This window comes from Streptomyces apricus, from assembly GCF_008369065.1.
Lineage (GTDB): Bacteria > Actinomycetota > Actinomycetes > Streptomycetales > Streptomycetaceae > Streptomyces > Streptomyces apricus.
The window spans coordinates 24,709-38,746 of sequence record NZ_VDFC01000028.1 but is presented as its reverse complement, the minus strand read 5'-3'; the positions used below and the strand labels follow the sequence as shown (position 1 = coordinate 38,746).

At 71.7% G+C, this 14,038-nt stretch carries 13 protein-coding genes and 2 pseudogenes; 7 read left to right on the top strand and 8 right to left on the bottom strand.

Annotated features, from left to right (window positions below; genetic code table 11):
• Positions 1–28: 28 nt before the first annotated feature.
• The 6 genes and pseudogenes from FGF04_RS09700 to FGF04_RS40940 all read right to left on the bottom strand — a co-directional run.
• Entirely contained in the window at positions 29–1,276 is a 1,248-nt protein-coding gene (locus FGF04_RS09700) for an ABC transporter substrate-binding protein (RefSeq protein ID WP_149510861.1), read from the bottom strand.
• Positions 1,273–2,436, bottom strand: a complete 1,164-nt coding sequence (locus FGF04_RS09695) for a branched-chain amino acid ABC transporter permease (protein ID WP_408055600.1) — start codon at positions 2,434–2,436, stop codon at positions 1,273–1,275. Before FGF04_RS09695 ends, FGF04_RS09700 begins: the two co-directional genes overlap by 4 nt.
• Entirely contained in the window at positions 2,429–3,319 is an 891-nt protein-coding gene (locus tag FGF04_RS09690) for a branched-chain amino acid ABC transporter permease (protein WP_149510860.1), read from the bottom strand. The genes FGF04_RS09695 and FGF04_RS09690 overlap by 8 nt, the downstream gene beginning before the upstream one ends.
• Positions 3,316–3,447, bottom strand: a complete 132-nt coding sequence (locus FGF04_RS42020) for an ABC transporter ATP-binding protein C-terminal domain-containing protein (protein ID WP_408055601.1) — start codon at positions 3,445–3,447, stop codon at positions 3,316–3,318. Before FGF04_RS42020 ends, FGF04_RS09690 begins: the two co-directional genes overlap by 4 nt.
• A 165-nt stretch (positions 3,448–3,612) precedes the next feature.
• A pseudogene (locus FGF04_RS42015) lies at positions 3,613–3,978 on the bottom strand (ATP-binding cassette domain-containing protein); the annotation flags it as partial.
• 375 nt (positions 3,979–4,353) lie between these two features.
• A pseudogene (locus FGF04_RS40940) lies at positions 4,354–5,106 on the bottom strand (ABC transporter ATP-binding protein); the annotation flags it as partial.
• 318 nt (positions 5,107–5,424) lie between these two features.
• On the opposite strand from FGF04_RS40940, the gene FGF04_RS09680 reads away from it, so the two are divergent.
• Positions 5,425–6,297: a PaaX family transcriptional regulator gene (locus FGF04_RS09680; RefSeq protein ID WP_188114020.1), complete on the top strand. Its 873-nt coding sequence runs from the start codon at positions 5,425–5,427 to the stop codon at positions 6,295–6,297.
• A gap of 94 nt (positions 6,298–6,391) precedes the next feature.
• Here the strand turns inward: FGF04_RS09680 and FGF04_RS09675 are convergent, their stop codons facing one another.
• Together FGF04_RS09675 and FGF04_RS09670 are read right to left on the bottom strand one after the other, a co-directional pair.
• Complete coding sequence (locus FGF04_RS09675; protein ID WP_149510857.1) at positions 6,392–6,781, bottom strand: VOC family protein; 390 nt, start codon at positions 6,779–6,781, stop codon at positions 6,392–6,394.
• A gap of 128 nt (positions 6,782–6,909) precedes the next feature.
• Positions 6,910–7,836, bottom strand: coding sequence for a LysR family transcriptional regulator (locus FGF04_RS09670; RefSeq protein ID WP_149510856.1), 927 nt, complete (start codon positions 7,834–7,836; stop codon positions 6,910–6,912).
• Positions 7,837–7,972: 136 nt separating this feature from the next.
• On the opposite strand from FGF04_RS09670, the gene FGF04_RS09665 reads away from it, so the two are divergent.
• From FGF04_RS09665 to FGF04_RS09640, 6 genes are all read left to right on the top strand, one after another.
• On the top strand, positions 7,973–8,992 hold the full coding sequence (locus tag FGF04_RS09665; RefSeq protein WP_149510855.1) for a fumarylacetoacetate hydrolase family protein: 1,020 nt from the start codon (positions 7,973–7,975) through the stop codon (positions 8,990–8,992).
• Positions 8,989–9,954: a cyclase family protein gene (locus FGF04_RS09660; RefSeq protein WP_149510854.1), complete on the top strand. Its 966-nt coding sequence runs from the start codon at positions 8,989–8,991 to the stop codon at positions 9,952–9,954. Before FGF04_RS09665 ends, FGF04_RS09660 begins: the two co-directional genes overlap by 4 nt.
• An 85-nt stretch (positions 9,955–10,039) precedes the next feature.
• A complete protein-coding gene (locus tag FGF04_RS09655; RefSeq protein ID WP_149510853.1) occupies positions 10,040–11,176 on the top strand; it encodes an FAD-dependent oxidoreductase in 1,137 nt (378 codons plus the stop codon).
• Entirely contained in the window at positions 11,173–12,177 is a 1,005-nt protein-coding gene (locus tag FGF04_RS09650) for an amidohydrolase family protein (protein WP_188114019.1), read from the top strand. The genes FGF04_RS09655 and FGF04_RS09650 overlap by 4 nt, the downstream gene beginning before the upstream one ends.
• A gap of 6 nt (positions 12,178–12,183) precedes the next feature.
• Positions 12,184–13,122 (top strand): VOC family protein, encoded by a 939-nt coding sequence (locus tag FGF04_RS09645; RefSeq protein WP_149510851.1) that lies wholly within the window; start codon positions 12,184–12,186, stop codon positions 13,120–13,122.
• A gap of 1 nt (position 13,123) precedes the next feature.
• The coding region (locus FGF04_RS09640) for a fumarylacetoacetate hydrolase family protein (RefSeq protein WP_149510942.1) at positions 13,124–14,038 on the top strand (915 nt) is incomplete at its 3' end.

Sequence of the window (14,038 nt, the reverse complement as noted above, 5' to 3'; positions counted from 1 at the left end):
TCGGCGAGCCGGCCGGCCGGGAAGGGGTTCACTTGCCGAAGGGGTAGCTCCGGGCGAGGTCGGACTCGAAGGGCGCGCCCACCGCCGTCAGACCGCCGGGGGCGTCCTTGGCCGCCCGGGAGATGAAGACCTGCCGCGAAGGGGGCACGCTCGGATCCGAGTAGTCCAGGGTCCCTGCCACGGCCCCTCCGGTGTCGAGGTCCGTGAGCGAGCGGAACGCCTTCTGCAGGCCCTCCCTCGTCAGGTCGTCACAGGCCTTGCTCAGCGTCTCGTTGATGATCCGGCCCGCGGCGTAGGCGTACATCACGCCGTTCTGGGTGGGCTGTTCGCCGGTGTGCGCGGCCCGGTAGGCCGCCACGAACCGCTTCTCGTCGCCGGTGGCCGACGGGGCGGGTGCGATCGAGCTGGCGGTGTAGAAGTTCTTCGTCAGGGCGGGACCCGCCGGTGTGGTCAGCAACTTCGGTGAGAAGGAAGGGGTGTTGCCCACGACGGGCACGTCGAGGCCGATCGAGGAGGCCACGGTGGTGACCGAGGCGACCTGCGGCGATGCCGCGGCGACGACGATCGCCTTCACCCCGGCCGTCTTCATCGCGTTCACCTGCGTCGACAGATCCGTGTCGGTCGGCTGGATCCGGTGCTCGGAGAGCTTGAGGCCCAGCTCGCCGGCCGCGTGCTTCGCCCCCTTCAGCGAGTTGCCCCCGTAGTCGCCCTCGAAGTACACGATGCCGAGCGCGTCGCCGCGCTTCAGCCCCTTCTCGCGGGTGAGCCAGTCGACGGCGTTGACGGTTTCGAGGTCGTACGTCGCCCCGGCGATCTGGAAGTTGGGGTCGGGAAGCACCTGCGAGGTCCACGTCGCGGCGCTCACCAGCATCTTGTCGCGGTCGAAGGAGGGCTTGAGCGCCGTGACGATCGGAGAGCCGAGCACGGGCGACATGGCGAGCACCTTGGTGGACATGTCGCGGTACAGGGAGACGGCCTTCTGGGGGTCGTATCCGTGGTTGGCGACATCGACCTCGATCCGGCGGCCGCAGACACCGCCGTTCTTGTTCACCGTGTCCCAGTACAGCTTCGCTCCCTGGACGACCGTCTTGCTGTCGGCCGCGAAGACGGCGGTGAGGTCGACCAGGGCGCCCAGGGTGATGGTGTCCTTCGTGACGCCGGGCGCCCGGTCGCCCGACTCCGCGTCCTGGCCCTTTCCGCACGCGGTCGACATCACGGCCACGGCCAGGGTCAGGGCCAGGGCCACGTATCGGCCTGTCGTCGGTGCTCTGCTCATGAGGCCGGCTCCTTCGCTGTGTGGGATCGCAGGGGCGCTCGTTCGTCGTCGGAAGGACGGTCCGTGTCACGGCCCGGGGTGCGCCGCAGCGCGGTGGCCGCCCGGCGGAGGAATCCGGCCAGGCCGCCGTGGGCGAAGAGGAGGACCAGCACGATCGCGAGGCCGTAGACGAACTCGCTCAGGCCGGCGGCGTCGAGGCCTTCCGACCCGGGCGGGGACAGGAAGGGGAGCCGGCCGCTGTAGTGGTCGAGGACCAGCGGCAGCAGGGTGACGAAGAAGGCTCCGCCGACCGCTCCGCCGACGGAACCGATGCCGCCGATGACGATCATCACCAGGAACGCCACCGAGGCGCTCAGGCCGAAGCTGTCGGGGACGATCCGGCCGAACGCCAGGGCCGTGAGGACGCCGCCCAGCCCGGCGTACATCGAGGAGAGGACGAAGGCGGCGGCCTTGTACCGGACGACGTCGATGCCCATCGCGCCCGCCGCGACCTCGCTGTCGCGCACGGTGGCCAGCGCTCGTCCCGGCCGGCTCCGCAGGAGGTTGCGCGCGGACCACCAGGCCAGCGCGGCGCACACCAGACCGACGTACCACAGCCGTTCGAGCTGGCCGTAGGGAACACCGAGGACGAGGAAGCCGGCGGGATCGCTGTCGGAGAAGCTGAATCCGAACAGGTCGAGCGGGGCGGCGTCGCGGCCGTTGAAGCCGCCGGTCAGCGGGATCGCGTTCTTCAGGATGTGCTGGCCCAGGAACACCAGTCCCAGGGAGGCGAGACCGAGGTAGATGCCGCGGAGCCTGCCGGAGATCGGGCTGAACAGCGCGCCGGCCGTGCCCGCCGCCACCACGGCGCCGAACGCGGCCAGCAGTGGGGGCAGTCCGAGTCCCCGCACCCCGTCCGCGGACGACGTCCCTGCCAGGTAGCAGTAGCCGTAGGCGCCGACGGCGACGAAGAACGCGTGTCCCAGGGAGAGTTGTCCCGCCCGTCCGACGAGCAGCGTCAGTCCGATCGCGCTGACGGCGGCCGCCATGGCGAACAGGCCGGACTGCAGCCAGAAGCCGTTCAGGGAGAGGGGGGCGGCCAGGGCGAGGAGCACCCCCGCGACCAGGACGAGAGGCCGGACGGATCGCCGGACGGACCGGATCAGTGTTCCGCTAGACACGGGCGAATTCCTTGCTGCCGAACAGTCCGGACGGCCGGACGAGCAGGACCAGGAACATGACGGCGTACGGCGCCACCTGGGCCAGGTCCCGGCCCAGGAACAGCAGGTGCTCCTGGTAGCCGGCGGACAGGGCGGTGACGACCCCGATGACCAGACCGCCCACCACGGCGCCGGGGAAGGAGTCGAACCCGCCCAGCACCCAGGCCGGAACGGCGGCCAGGGCGGTCACGCCCGCGGCCGGGCTGATGCCGGGGGACGGGAAGGAGGTGAGGAACACGCCGGCCAGCGCGGCCAGGACGCCGGCGATCGCCCACGCGCCGGCGGCGACGCGGCCGAGCCGGATGCCCATGAGGGCGGCGGTGGTGCCGTCCTCGGCGGCGGCCCGCATGCGGACGCCCCAGTGGGTGAACCGGAAGACCGCCCACAACACGGCGACCACGACGACGGCCACGAGTGCGGCCACCAGGCGCGACAACGGGACGCTCGTACCGCCGAGGTGGACCGTCGACGTACCCCAGGGCGCACCCGCGTCCAGGATGGCGGTGCCCATCTCGCGGGTGAGTTCGGTGCTCAGGAGCGTGTCGACGCCGATGGTCAGGATCGCGAGGGTGCCCAGGTCCGCTCCCCTCGCGTGACGCAGCACGATCAGGTCGACGAGCGCCGCGGCGGCCGCGGCGGCGAGGATGCCGAGCAGGGCCGCCCACCAGAAGCCGACCTCATCGTGGGTGCGCCCGACCACGTAGGCGCCCAGCAGGACGATCGAGCCGTGCGCGAAGTTCATGACCGAGGTCGCCTTGAAGATCATCACGAAGCCGAGCGCGATGAGCGCGTAGATGGCGCCCAGGGACAGCCCGTTGACGAGGAATCCGAGGAACTCGTTCATGTGGTCACCCCCGGAAGGTCGCCCAGGTACGCCCGGAGCACGTGGGGGTCGCGCTGCACCTCCGCGGGGGTGCCGTCGGCGATGCGCCGGCCGAAGTCCAGCACGGTGACCCGGTCGGCGAGTCCCATGACGAACCGCATGTCGTGCTCGACGAGGACGATGGAGATGCCCAGCTCCCGCTGGACGGTCCCGATGGCCTGCTCCATCCGCAGCGACTCGCCGTGGTTCATGCCGGCCACCGGTTCGTCGAGCAGGAGGAGACCCGGCTCCGCGCACAGGGCCCTGGCGAGCTCGACGCGTTTGCGGTCGCCGTAGGGCAGTTCTCCGACCCGGGAGTGCAGGAGACGGTCCAGGCCGAGCAGTGCGGCGGTCCGCTCGGCCGCGGCGCGGTGTTCGGCGGCCTCCCGGCGGCTCCGGGGCGTGCGGAGGGCCGCGGACAGGAATCCGGTCCGCATGTAGCGGTGGCGGGCCACCAGGAGGTTGTCCAGAACCGTCTCGCCGGGCGACAGGGCCAGGTTCTGGAACGTACGGGAGATCCCCGCGGCGGCGATGCGGTGCTGCGGGAGCCGGGTGAGGTCGTGGTCTCCGTAGCGGACCCCGCCGGTGGTGGGGGCGTACACACCGCTGAGGACGTTGAGGCAGGTCGACTTCCCCGCGCCGTTGGGGCCGATGAGGGCGTGGAGGGACCCGGGGGTGACGGTGAACGAGACGCGGTCGAGGGCCTGGACGCCGCCGAAGCGCACGCTGACGTCCTCGACCACCAGCTCGTGGACCGCGGAACCTGCTTCCGCCGTGCCTTTGCGCTGCGCGCCGGGCGACGGTGGCTGTGCGGCGGTGGGCGGGGACGGCTGTCCGGCGCCGGGCGGGGACGGCTGTGCGACGCCGGACGGGGACGGTCGTTCGACATCGGGCGGGGACGGCCGTTCGGCATCGGGCGGCGACAGCTGTCCAGGGCTGGGCGGTAACAGCTGGCCAGAGCCGGACGGCACGGGTCGCTGTCCAGGGTCGGGCGGCGCGGGTCGCTGTCCGGCTCCCATGCCGAGGTAGCGGTCACGGACCTCGGTGGTCCCGGCGAGGTCCGCCGCCCGCCCCTGCAGGGAGACCCGTCCGGCCTCCAGGACGAAGGCGAGGTCGGCGACGCGCAGGGCCATGGCCGCGTTCTGTTCGACCAGTACGACCGCGGTGCCTTCCCGGTTGATCTCGGTGATCACCTCGGCGATCCGCTCGGTGAGCAGGGGGGCGAGGCCGAGTGAGGGCTCGTCCAGGAGCAGCACCCGTGGGCTGCCCATCAGTGCCCGGCCGATGGCGAGCATCTGCTGCTCGCCGCCGGAGAGCAGCCCCGCGCGCTGCCGCCGGCGCTCGTACAGGACGGGGAACAGGGCGTAGACGCGTTCACCGGCTTCCGCCCGGGCCCTTCGGCTCCGGGCCGCCGTGCCTCCCGCACGAAGGTTGTCCTCCACGGTGAGCGTGCCGAAGACGCGTCGTCCCTCGGGAGCGTGCAGCACCCCTTCGGCGACGATCGCGGACGGCCCGTACCGCTCGACCGGTCGGCCCGCCAGCCGGATCGACCCGTCGGTGACGGTGCCTCCCTCCTGCCCGAGGGTTCCGGAGATCGCCCGCAGCAGGGTGCTCTTGCCGGCCCCGTTGTTGCCGAGCACCGCCACGACGCCTTTGCGGGGAACCCACAGGGAGACACCGCGCAGGGCCTGGACGGAGCGCGCGTAGGTTACCCGTAAGTCCTCGACCTCGACCACGGGCTGGGCGTCGACGGCCGCGGTGGTGGTCATGCCGTGCGCCGGCGGGGAGCGACCGTGCGTGCAACATGACGATCGGCCGCGGTCAGGAGCAAGGGGGGCACGTCGGACCTCTCAGTACGCAGACACCGGGTACGCGAACGCCGTCCGGACCGTCCTTACCGCGTCCGGCCGGAGGTGGATGAGGTGAGCCGTCTCGCAAAGAAATTAGAACTGGAGGTGACGGTCGTCAATCTTTCGTTCAGCTTTTTTCGCTCTCGCGGTATGCGGTGGTCTGCCCTGGTGAGTACGTTGTCCCTGCGCCCGCGGGGTGCGCGGGCGCAGGGACACCGCGGAAGGAGCAGCGGCTTCGTGCAACAGAAAAAGAACGAGGACAACCGGTCCGACGACCCCGATCAGCCGACCGGGGCGGGGGGCGGCCGACGCTCGAAGGAGCTGGTGTTCGCCTTCTTCGGCGGTGTGGTGCACGGCCGTGACCTGCCGGCCGTCCCGACCGCGGTGTTCCTCCGGCTGTTCGGAGCCCTCGGCGTCGCCCCCGCGGCCGCACGCGCGACCCTCGCACGCATGACGCGCAACGGACTGCTCGAACGGATCAAGGTCGGCCGCACCGCCCACTACAGGCTGACTCCGTCGACCGAGGCGCTCATCCGCAAGGCTGCTGTGCGGGTCGAGTCGGCGGCGCCCTTCGAGCATCCGGACGGGCAGTGGACACTGCTCAGTTACTCGATGCCCGAAACCCGGCGTGACCTGCGCCATCGGCTGCGTTCCGCACTCACCTGGGCAGGCTTCGGCGGGCTGCGGGACGGACTGTGGATCGCGCCCGGCATCGTCGACGTCGCGGAGGTCTTCGCCGACGCGGGGCTCAGCGAGGCCACCGGCCTGGCGGACTGGTTCGCCGCCTCCCCGCTGCCGGGTGTACAGGTCGACGAACTCGTCCGGCGGGCCTGGCCGGTCGACCAGATCCGGGCTCAGCACGAGCAGTTCGTACGGACGTGGTGGACCTGGTCCGAGGAGGACGACCCGCTGGTCCAGCTCACCCTGCTGGGCGCCGACTGGCTGCGGGTGCTGCGGGCCGATCCCGGGATCCCGGCTCGCCATCTGACCCCCGACTGGCCCGCCGCGCAGAGCGCCGCCGTCTACCGCCGTTGCCACCAGGCACTGCTGCCGCGCGCGGAACGCCGTCTGGACAGGGAGCTGGGACTGACCGCTCTCGATCCGTCATGAGATCGTTCGACAGCGGTCGTCACCGGAACCTTGTACGTCGCATTCCGCGCTGGAGTGGCATTCCGCGCTGGGGTGCGCCCCGCGGTGCGTGCCGCTACGAGGTCCAGCCGCCGTACGGCACGGTGATGAGTTCCATGGCGTGGCCCGCCGGGTCCATGAAGTACACGCCGCGGCCGCCGTCATTGCGGTTGATCGTGCCGGGCTGCTTCCGGTGGGGGTCGGCGTAGTGCTCGATGCCACGCCGGCCGATCTGCGCGTACGCCGCGTCGAACTCCTCCTCGGAGACGAGGAAGGCGTAGTGCTGGGAAGTGATGCTGTCCGCGGGGACCGTGGCGAAGTCCAGCGTGACGCCGTTGCTCAGCTCGACCGCGACGAACGGACCCCACTCCCCGGTGATCTCAAGGCCGAGCAGGCCCGCGAAGAACTCCGCGGACTCCCGGTTGTCCCGGGCGTGGACGATCGTGTGGTTCAACTCGACTGACAAGGAATGCCTCCGAAGGCACGTCCCGGCACCTCCATGCCTCACCCGGCCGGTGACCGGCACGCGATGCCGCCGTAGAGCCTACTCCTGCGGTATCACGGGCACGACCGGGGCGTACACCGGGATCCACCTCACGCGGATCGTCCGTCGTGCACCGGCGGGAGTCCCGCACCCACCCGCGCCGCCGTCTCCCGCAGCCAGATGTGCGCGGCATCGTGCGTGTGCACCGGATGCCACCACAGGGCCTCCTGCAACGACACGGCCTCGTAGGGGGGTTCCACGACCCGGACCGGGGCGATCGGCGCGAGCAGCCGGGCGAGGCGCGCCTGGAGGAGGGCGACGCGCCGGGTGCCGGCCACCAGCAGCGGCAGCAGGTGGAAACTGTCGACGGACACCTCCACCCGCGGCTCCACCCCGAGCATCCCGAGCTGGCGCACGGCAGGGGCGTCGTAGGTCCGCTGGTACGTGACCCAGGGCAGCTCCGCCAGGTCCCGCCGGGTGAGCCGGTCCTGGACGGCGGGGTGGTCGTCGGCCACCACGAGGACCCACCGGTCCTCGTAGAGATCGGTGGCGGGGAAGCCGCTGATCACGCCGTGCGGCATGAGCAGGCCGTCGACGGCGCTGAGCAGGGTGGCGGTGTCGTCCACGACGGTGGGCGGGGTCTGCGTGAAGCGCAGCCGGACGCCGGGGGCCTCCTCGTGCACGACGGCGGCGAGTTCGGCGCCGAACACGGAGACCGCGTAGTCGGAGGCGAACAGCGTGAACTCCCGGCTCTCCTCGGCCGGGTCGAACTCGGCCTGGCTGGAGAAGAGCCGCTCAAGGACGTCGTAGGCGGTGGAGGTGCGGTCGAGGAGGACCTGGCCGAGGGCGGTGAGCTCGTAGTGGCCGCCGACGCGGGCGAGCAGGTCGTCGTCGAAGTGGCGGCGCAGCCGGGACAGCGCGGCGCTCATGGCGGGCTGGCTCAGTCCGACGCGCTGACCGGCGCGCGTGACGTTGCGCTCCTCCAGCAGGGCACGCAGGGCGACGACGAGGTTGAGGTCCAGACGGGCCAGATTCACGGACTTTCCCTTGCTGTACGGCGTCGTACGACGCTGACCAGGCGGCATCTGCCTGATGGATGGCCGTCATCCACACAATCTATTTCCCTGATCCCCGTCGGCGGGTCCAGATTGGTCCCACCGCAATCAGGAGGACATGTCCGTGAAACCTGCTCCCGCGTCGAACCCTGCTCCCGCGTCCGCGCCCTTCACCGGCCCCTTCGCCCTCGCGACCCTCTCGGCTTCCGGAGGACCGGCGATTCCCGCCCTGGTCACCCCGGACGAGCACGTCGTCGATCTGCGGGCCGCCCTCGGCGACGAGCGGCTCACCGTGCGCCGCCTCCTGGAGGACTGGCAGGCGGTGCTGCCGCGGCTGCGCTCCCTGGCCGGCGACGGTTCCGCGCAGCACAGGCCGCTGGCGGAGTTCCGCGTGCACGCGCCGGTCGAGCCGCGCCAGGTGTTCCAGTCCGGCGCCAACTACCGCCAACATGTCATCGATCTGCACGTGGCCCACAAGGCCCCGGGGGACGACCGCCCGGAGGCGGAGCGGCGCGCCGAGGCGGCGGAGATCATGGACCGGCGGGCCGCGCAGAACCTGCCGTACGTCTTCACCGGGCTGCCGAGCGCGATCACCGGCCCGTACGACGAGGTCGTGCTGCCCGCGTGGGCCGAACAGCCGGACTGGGAGCTGGAGTTGGCCGCCGTCATCGGCCGTCCCGCGTACCGGGTGTCCGTCGAGGAGGCCCTGGAGCACGTCGCCGGGTACACGATTGCCAACGATCTCACCGACCGCGCGACCGTCTTCCGTCGGGACATGCCGCAGATCGGCACCGACTGGCTGCGCAGCAAGAACGCCCCCGGCTTCACGCCGCTCGGCCCGTGGATCGTGCCCGCGGAGTCGCTCGCGCACCCCGGCGACCTGCGGCTCACGCTGAAGCTGAACGGGGAGACCATGCAGGACGAGTCCACCAAGGACATGATCTTCGGCGTCGCCCGCCTGGTGTCCTACGCCTCGCAGAGCGCCCAGCTCCTGCCCGGCGACCTGGTGTTGACCGGCTCCCCGGCGGGGAACGGCATGCACCGGGGACGCCTGCTGCGTGACGGCGACGTGATGGACGGTTCCGTCACCGGGCTCGGCGCGCAGCGCACCCGCTGCGTGGCGGAGGCGACGCCGTGACGGCACCGGACCGGACCGATCCCGAGGGTGCGATCGCCGAGGCCGCCGAGGCGTGCTCCAACTGGGGGCGCTGGGGCGACGACGACCGCATCGGCACGCTCAACTTCCTCGACGAGGCCAAGCGCCGGGAGGGCGCCGCGCTCGTGCGGCGCGGGGTCAGCTTCTCGCTGTCCCAGCGCTTCGACATGGACGGCCCGCAGAAGGGCTGGCGGCGCCGGACCAACCCGGTGCACACGATGCTCGACACCGGCACCGACGCGGCGCTCGGCAACCAGGGTTTCCCGCACGGCATCGGCGGCGCCGACGACGTGATCTCCATGCCGTTGCAGTGCTCGACGCAGTGGGACGGTCTCGGCCACATCTTCGACCACGGCAAGGCGTGGAACGGGCGGCCTGCCGAGCAGGTCGTCACCTCGGACGGCGACCTGGTGACCGGCATCGAGCACATGGCGCCGTACGTCGCAGGGCGCGGCGTCCTCCTCGACGTCGGCCATGTCCTGGGCGATGCGGGAGAGTTGCCGGACGGGTTCGCCGTCACCGAGGAGCATCTGACCGCGGCCGCCGAGGCGCACGGCGTGGCCGTCGGCCGGGGCGACATCGTGCTGGTGCGCACCGGCCGTCTCGCGCGGGCCCGGCGCGAGGGCTGGGGCGAGTACGCCGGCGGTCCCGCGCCCGGCCTCTCGTTCACCACGGCGGGCTGGCTGCACCGCACCGAGATCGCCGCGATCGCCACCGACACCTGGGGCTTCGAGGTCCGGCCCAACGAGTTCGAGCACGCCTTCCAGCCGCTGCACCAGGTCGTGATCCCCCACATCGGCCTGCTCGTCGGCGAGATGTGGGACCTGGACGCGCTCGCCGCGGACTGCGCGGCCGACGGCGTGTACGACTTCTGGCTCACGGCCGCTCCCCTGCCGATCACGGGCGCCGTGGGCTCGCCCGTCAGCCCCGTCGCCGTCAAGTAGCCCTCAGTCATCACCCGTTGGCTCTCGCCCATCGACTCTCACCCATCGGCTCTCACCCATTGAGCGGAACAAGGGAGTTCCCTTCATGAGCACACCCCGCACGGTCCTCGTCATAGGCGGCGGCGCGGCCGGCAACACCGCCACGGTCCTGCTGCGCCGCGCCGGGATCGACGTCGACCTGATCGAGGCGAAGGACGACTGGAACGCCACCGCGGGCTCCGGCATCACCCTCCAGGGCAACGCCCTGCGCGTACTGCGCGAACTCGGCGTGTGGGACCGGGTGGAGAAGTCGGGGTACGCCTTCGGCGCGGTCGGCATCACCGCCCCGGACGGCACCGTCCTGCACGTCGCGGAGGATCAGCGGACCGGCGGCGACGACCTGCCCGCCACCGTCGGCATGCAGCGTCCGCGGCTCCAGCGCATCCTCAGCGACGCGGTCCGCGCCAGTGGTGCCAACATCCGGCTCGGCGTGCGCGCCACCTCTCTGGACCAGCCCGCCGACGACGCCGGTGTCACCGTCCGCTTCACGGACGGCACCGAGGGCCGCTACGACCTGGTGATCGCCGCCGACGGCCTCGGCTCCGCCACCCGCGCGGCCATCGGCATCACGGACAGGCCCGAGCCCACCGGCATGGCCATCTGGCGCGTCGCCGTGCCCCGCCCGGCCGGGGTGACCCGCACCGACCTGGCCTACGGCGGCCCCGCCTACATCGCCGGGTACTGCCCCACCGGCGAGGACACGCTCTACGCGTACGTCGTCGAGGCGAACCGCGACCGCGCCTCCGTCCCGGCCGGCTCGTACGCGGACGAGATGCGCGCCCTGGCACAGCGCTACGGCGGCCACTGGCCGGAGATCGCCGCGCACATCACCGACCCGGCGAAGGTCAACTACACCTGGTTCGAACGGATGCTGGTCGAGGGTTCCTGGCACCGCGGCCGCGTCGTCCTGGTCGGCGACGCCGCCCACTGCTGTCCGCCCACCCTCGCCCAGGGCGCGGCCCTGTCGATGGAGGACGCCTGGGTGCTCAGCCAGCTGCTCGCCGCCACCGACACCTGGGACGACGCACTCCTGCAGGCGTACCACGAGCGGCGCGTGGCCCGCGTACGTCCCGTCGTCGACGCCTCCGTCCAGATCGGCCGGTGGCAGCTCGACGCGGACCGCGACGCCGATGTGCCCGGCCTGATGGGACGCACCATGGCCCTGCTGAAGGAGCTGCCGTGACGACGCCCCCGCCCACCGTCGACGTGCACGCCCACGTCCTGCTGCCGGAGATCGAGGCACTGGTCGAGGGCCTGCCGGGCCACGCGCAGGCGAAGGCTCTGGACGCACGCCGCAACGGACCCGACGCGCTGCGGGTCAACGGCCCGATGATCGGCGAACGCCTCCCCCTCCTCACCGATCCCGCGGCCCGCCTCGCCGCGATGGACGGCCAGGGCGTGGACGTCCAGCTGGTCAGCCCCTCCCCCTCGCACTACCACCACTGGACCGACGAGGAGACGGCCGAGAAGGTGTACCGGCTGGCCGGCGAGGCGACCGCCGCGCACTGTGCGGCCGCGCCGGACCGGCTGCGCGGACTCGGTCTCGTACCCCTGCACCACCCCGCGCAGGCGGTACCCGCACTCGACCACGCGCTCGCCCAGGACCTGGTCGGCGTCGAGATCTCCAGCCACGCCCCCGGGCGCGAACTGTCCGATCCGGCCTACGCCCCGTTCTGGGCGAGGGCCGAGGAGACGGGCGCGATCGTCTTCCTGCACCCCTTCGGCTGCACGCTCGACGAGCGGCTCGACCGCTGGTACCTGTCCAACTCGGTCGGACAGCCCACCGAGAACGCGGTGGCGCTCTCGCACCTGATCTTCTCCGGGGTCCTGGACCGCTTCCCGGGCCTGCGGATCGTCGCCGCGCACGGCGGCGGCTATCTGCCCACCCACATCGGCCGCGCCGACCACGCCTGGTCCGCCCGCTCCGACGCGAGGTCCGGCTGCACCCACCCGCCGAGCAGCTACCTCAGACGGATCCACTTCGACTCGCTGGTCCACGACCCATACGTACTGCGGGAGTTGGTGCGCGTGGCCGGCGCGGACCGGGTGCTGCTCGGCTCCGACTTCCCCTTCGACATGGGCCATGACGACCCGGTCGGCGCCCTGCGCGTCGCCCGCCTGTCCGACGCCGACTTCGAAGCGGTGCGCGGTGGCACCGCGGCCGCCCTCCTCCGGAAGGACTGACCTCTCATGGGCAACCGTCTGCTCACCCACCTGCGGCACGTCGACCTGGCCGTGCCCGACTACGACAAGCAGCTCGACTTCTACTCCGGCGTCTGGGGCCTGACCAAGGTCGCCGAGGACTCCGGCATCTCCTTCCTGGCCGCCGAGGGCAGCCCGGAGCAGTACGTCGTCCGGCTGCGCAAGGCCGACGAGAAGCGCCTCGACCTCGTGTCCTACGGGGCCGCGTCCCGCGCCGACGTCGACACGCTCGCCGAGCAACTCCTTGCCCGTGGCGTGCAGTTGGTGTCCCGGCCGGGGCAGGTCGACACCCCGGGAGGCGGCTACGGCTTCCGGTTCTTCGACGTCGACGGACGCACCGTCGAGGTCTCGGCCGACGTCGAGGTGCGGCGGCACCGCAGGATCGAGGAGAAGGAGTCCATCCCGGTCAAGCTCTCCCATGTGGTCCTCAACTCCCCCGACCTGAACCGCACCCGCGCGTGGTACGAGCGCCACCTCGGCTTCGCCCTCTCCGACACGCTCGCCTCGCCGCACATGGGCGAGGTCATGCACTTCATGCGGATCTCCGACCAGCACCACTCGATGGCCATCGCCCGGGGCCCGCACACCGCGCTGCACCACGTGTCCTTCGAGATGCGCGGCCTCGACGAGTACATGCGTGGCTCCGGCCGTGTCATGCGCGCCGGGTTCAGGAAGATCTGGGGCCCGGGCCGGCACATGGCGGGCGACAACACCTTCACCTACTTCCTGGACCCGCAGGGCAACACGGTGGAGTACACGACGGAGCTGGAGGTGCTGGACGAGGACACCTGGCACCCGCACGTCTACGACTTCTCGCAGCCCGAGGTCACCGACCAGTGGGGCACCGCCAACGCCATGAACGAACTCATCGCCAAGGAGTCCTTCAACGACCCCGACCGCGGCGTGTTCGTCGCCCCGCCGGTCTGACATGCGATTCGTCACGTACGCACATGAACACGCCGCCGACGTACGCGCCGCCGTCGTCGAGGAGGACGGCAGGCTGTACCCGCTGCCTGGCGCCGCGTCGCTCACCGAGCTGGTGCGCTCCGGCGGCGGACTGCCCGCCCTCCTGGACGCGGGTGCCGCCGCGCTCGACGCACCGCCCGGTCCACACGTCTCCCGGATGCGGCTGCTGCCGCCGCTCCAGCCTTCCTCGATACGGGACTTCGTCACCTTCGAGGAGCACGTGGAGGGAGTGCGCCGCTCCGTCGACGGCGTCGGCGGGGTGCCCGAGCAGTGGTACGCGGCCCCCACCTTCTACTTCACCAACCCGCACGCGATCCAGGGCCACGGCGACGCCGTCCCGATGCCGCCCGGCTCCGCCGTCCTGGACTACGAGCTCGAAGTCGCCGCCGTCATCGGCCGCGAGGGCCGCGACCTCACTCCGGAAGAGGCCCGCGACCACATCGTCGGCTACACGGTCCTCAACGACTGGTCCGCCCGTGACCTCCAGTCCGCGGAGATGCAGGTCGGTCTCGGCCCCTGCAAGGGCAAGGACACCGCCACCACCCTCGGCCCGTGCCTGGTCACCGCCGACGCACTCGACCCGTACCGCGACGGCGACGGTTTCCTGCGCCTGGCGCTGACCGCGGAGGTCAACGGCCAGGTGGTCGGCGAGGACCTGCTGTCCAACATGAGCTGGACCTTCGAGGAGATGGTCGCCTACGCCTCCCGCGGCACCCGGGTCGTGCCCGGCGACGTCCTCGGCTCCGGGACCTGCGGCAACGGCGGCTGCCTCGCCGAGCTGTGGGGCCGGCGGGGCCGGCGGACCCCGCCGCCGCTGAAACCCGGTGACACGGTCACCCTCACGGTGGAGGGCATCGGCACACTCACCAACACCGTC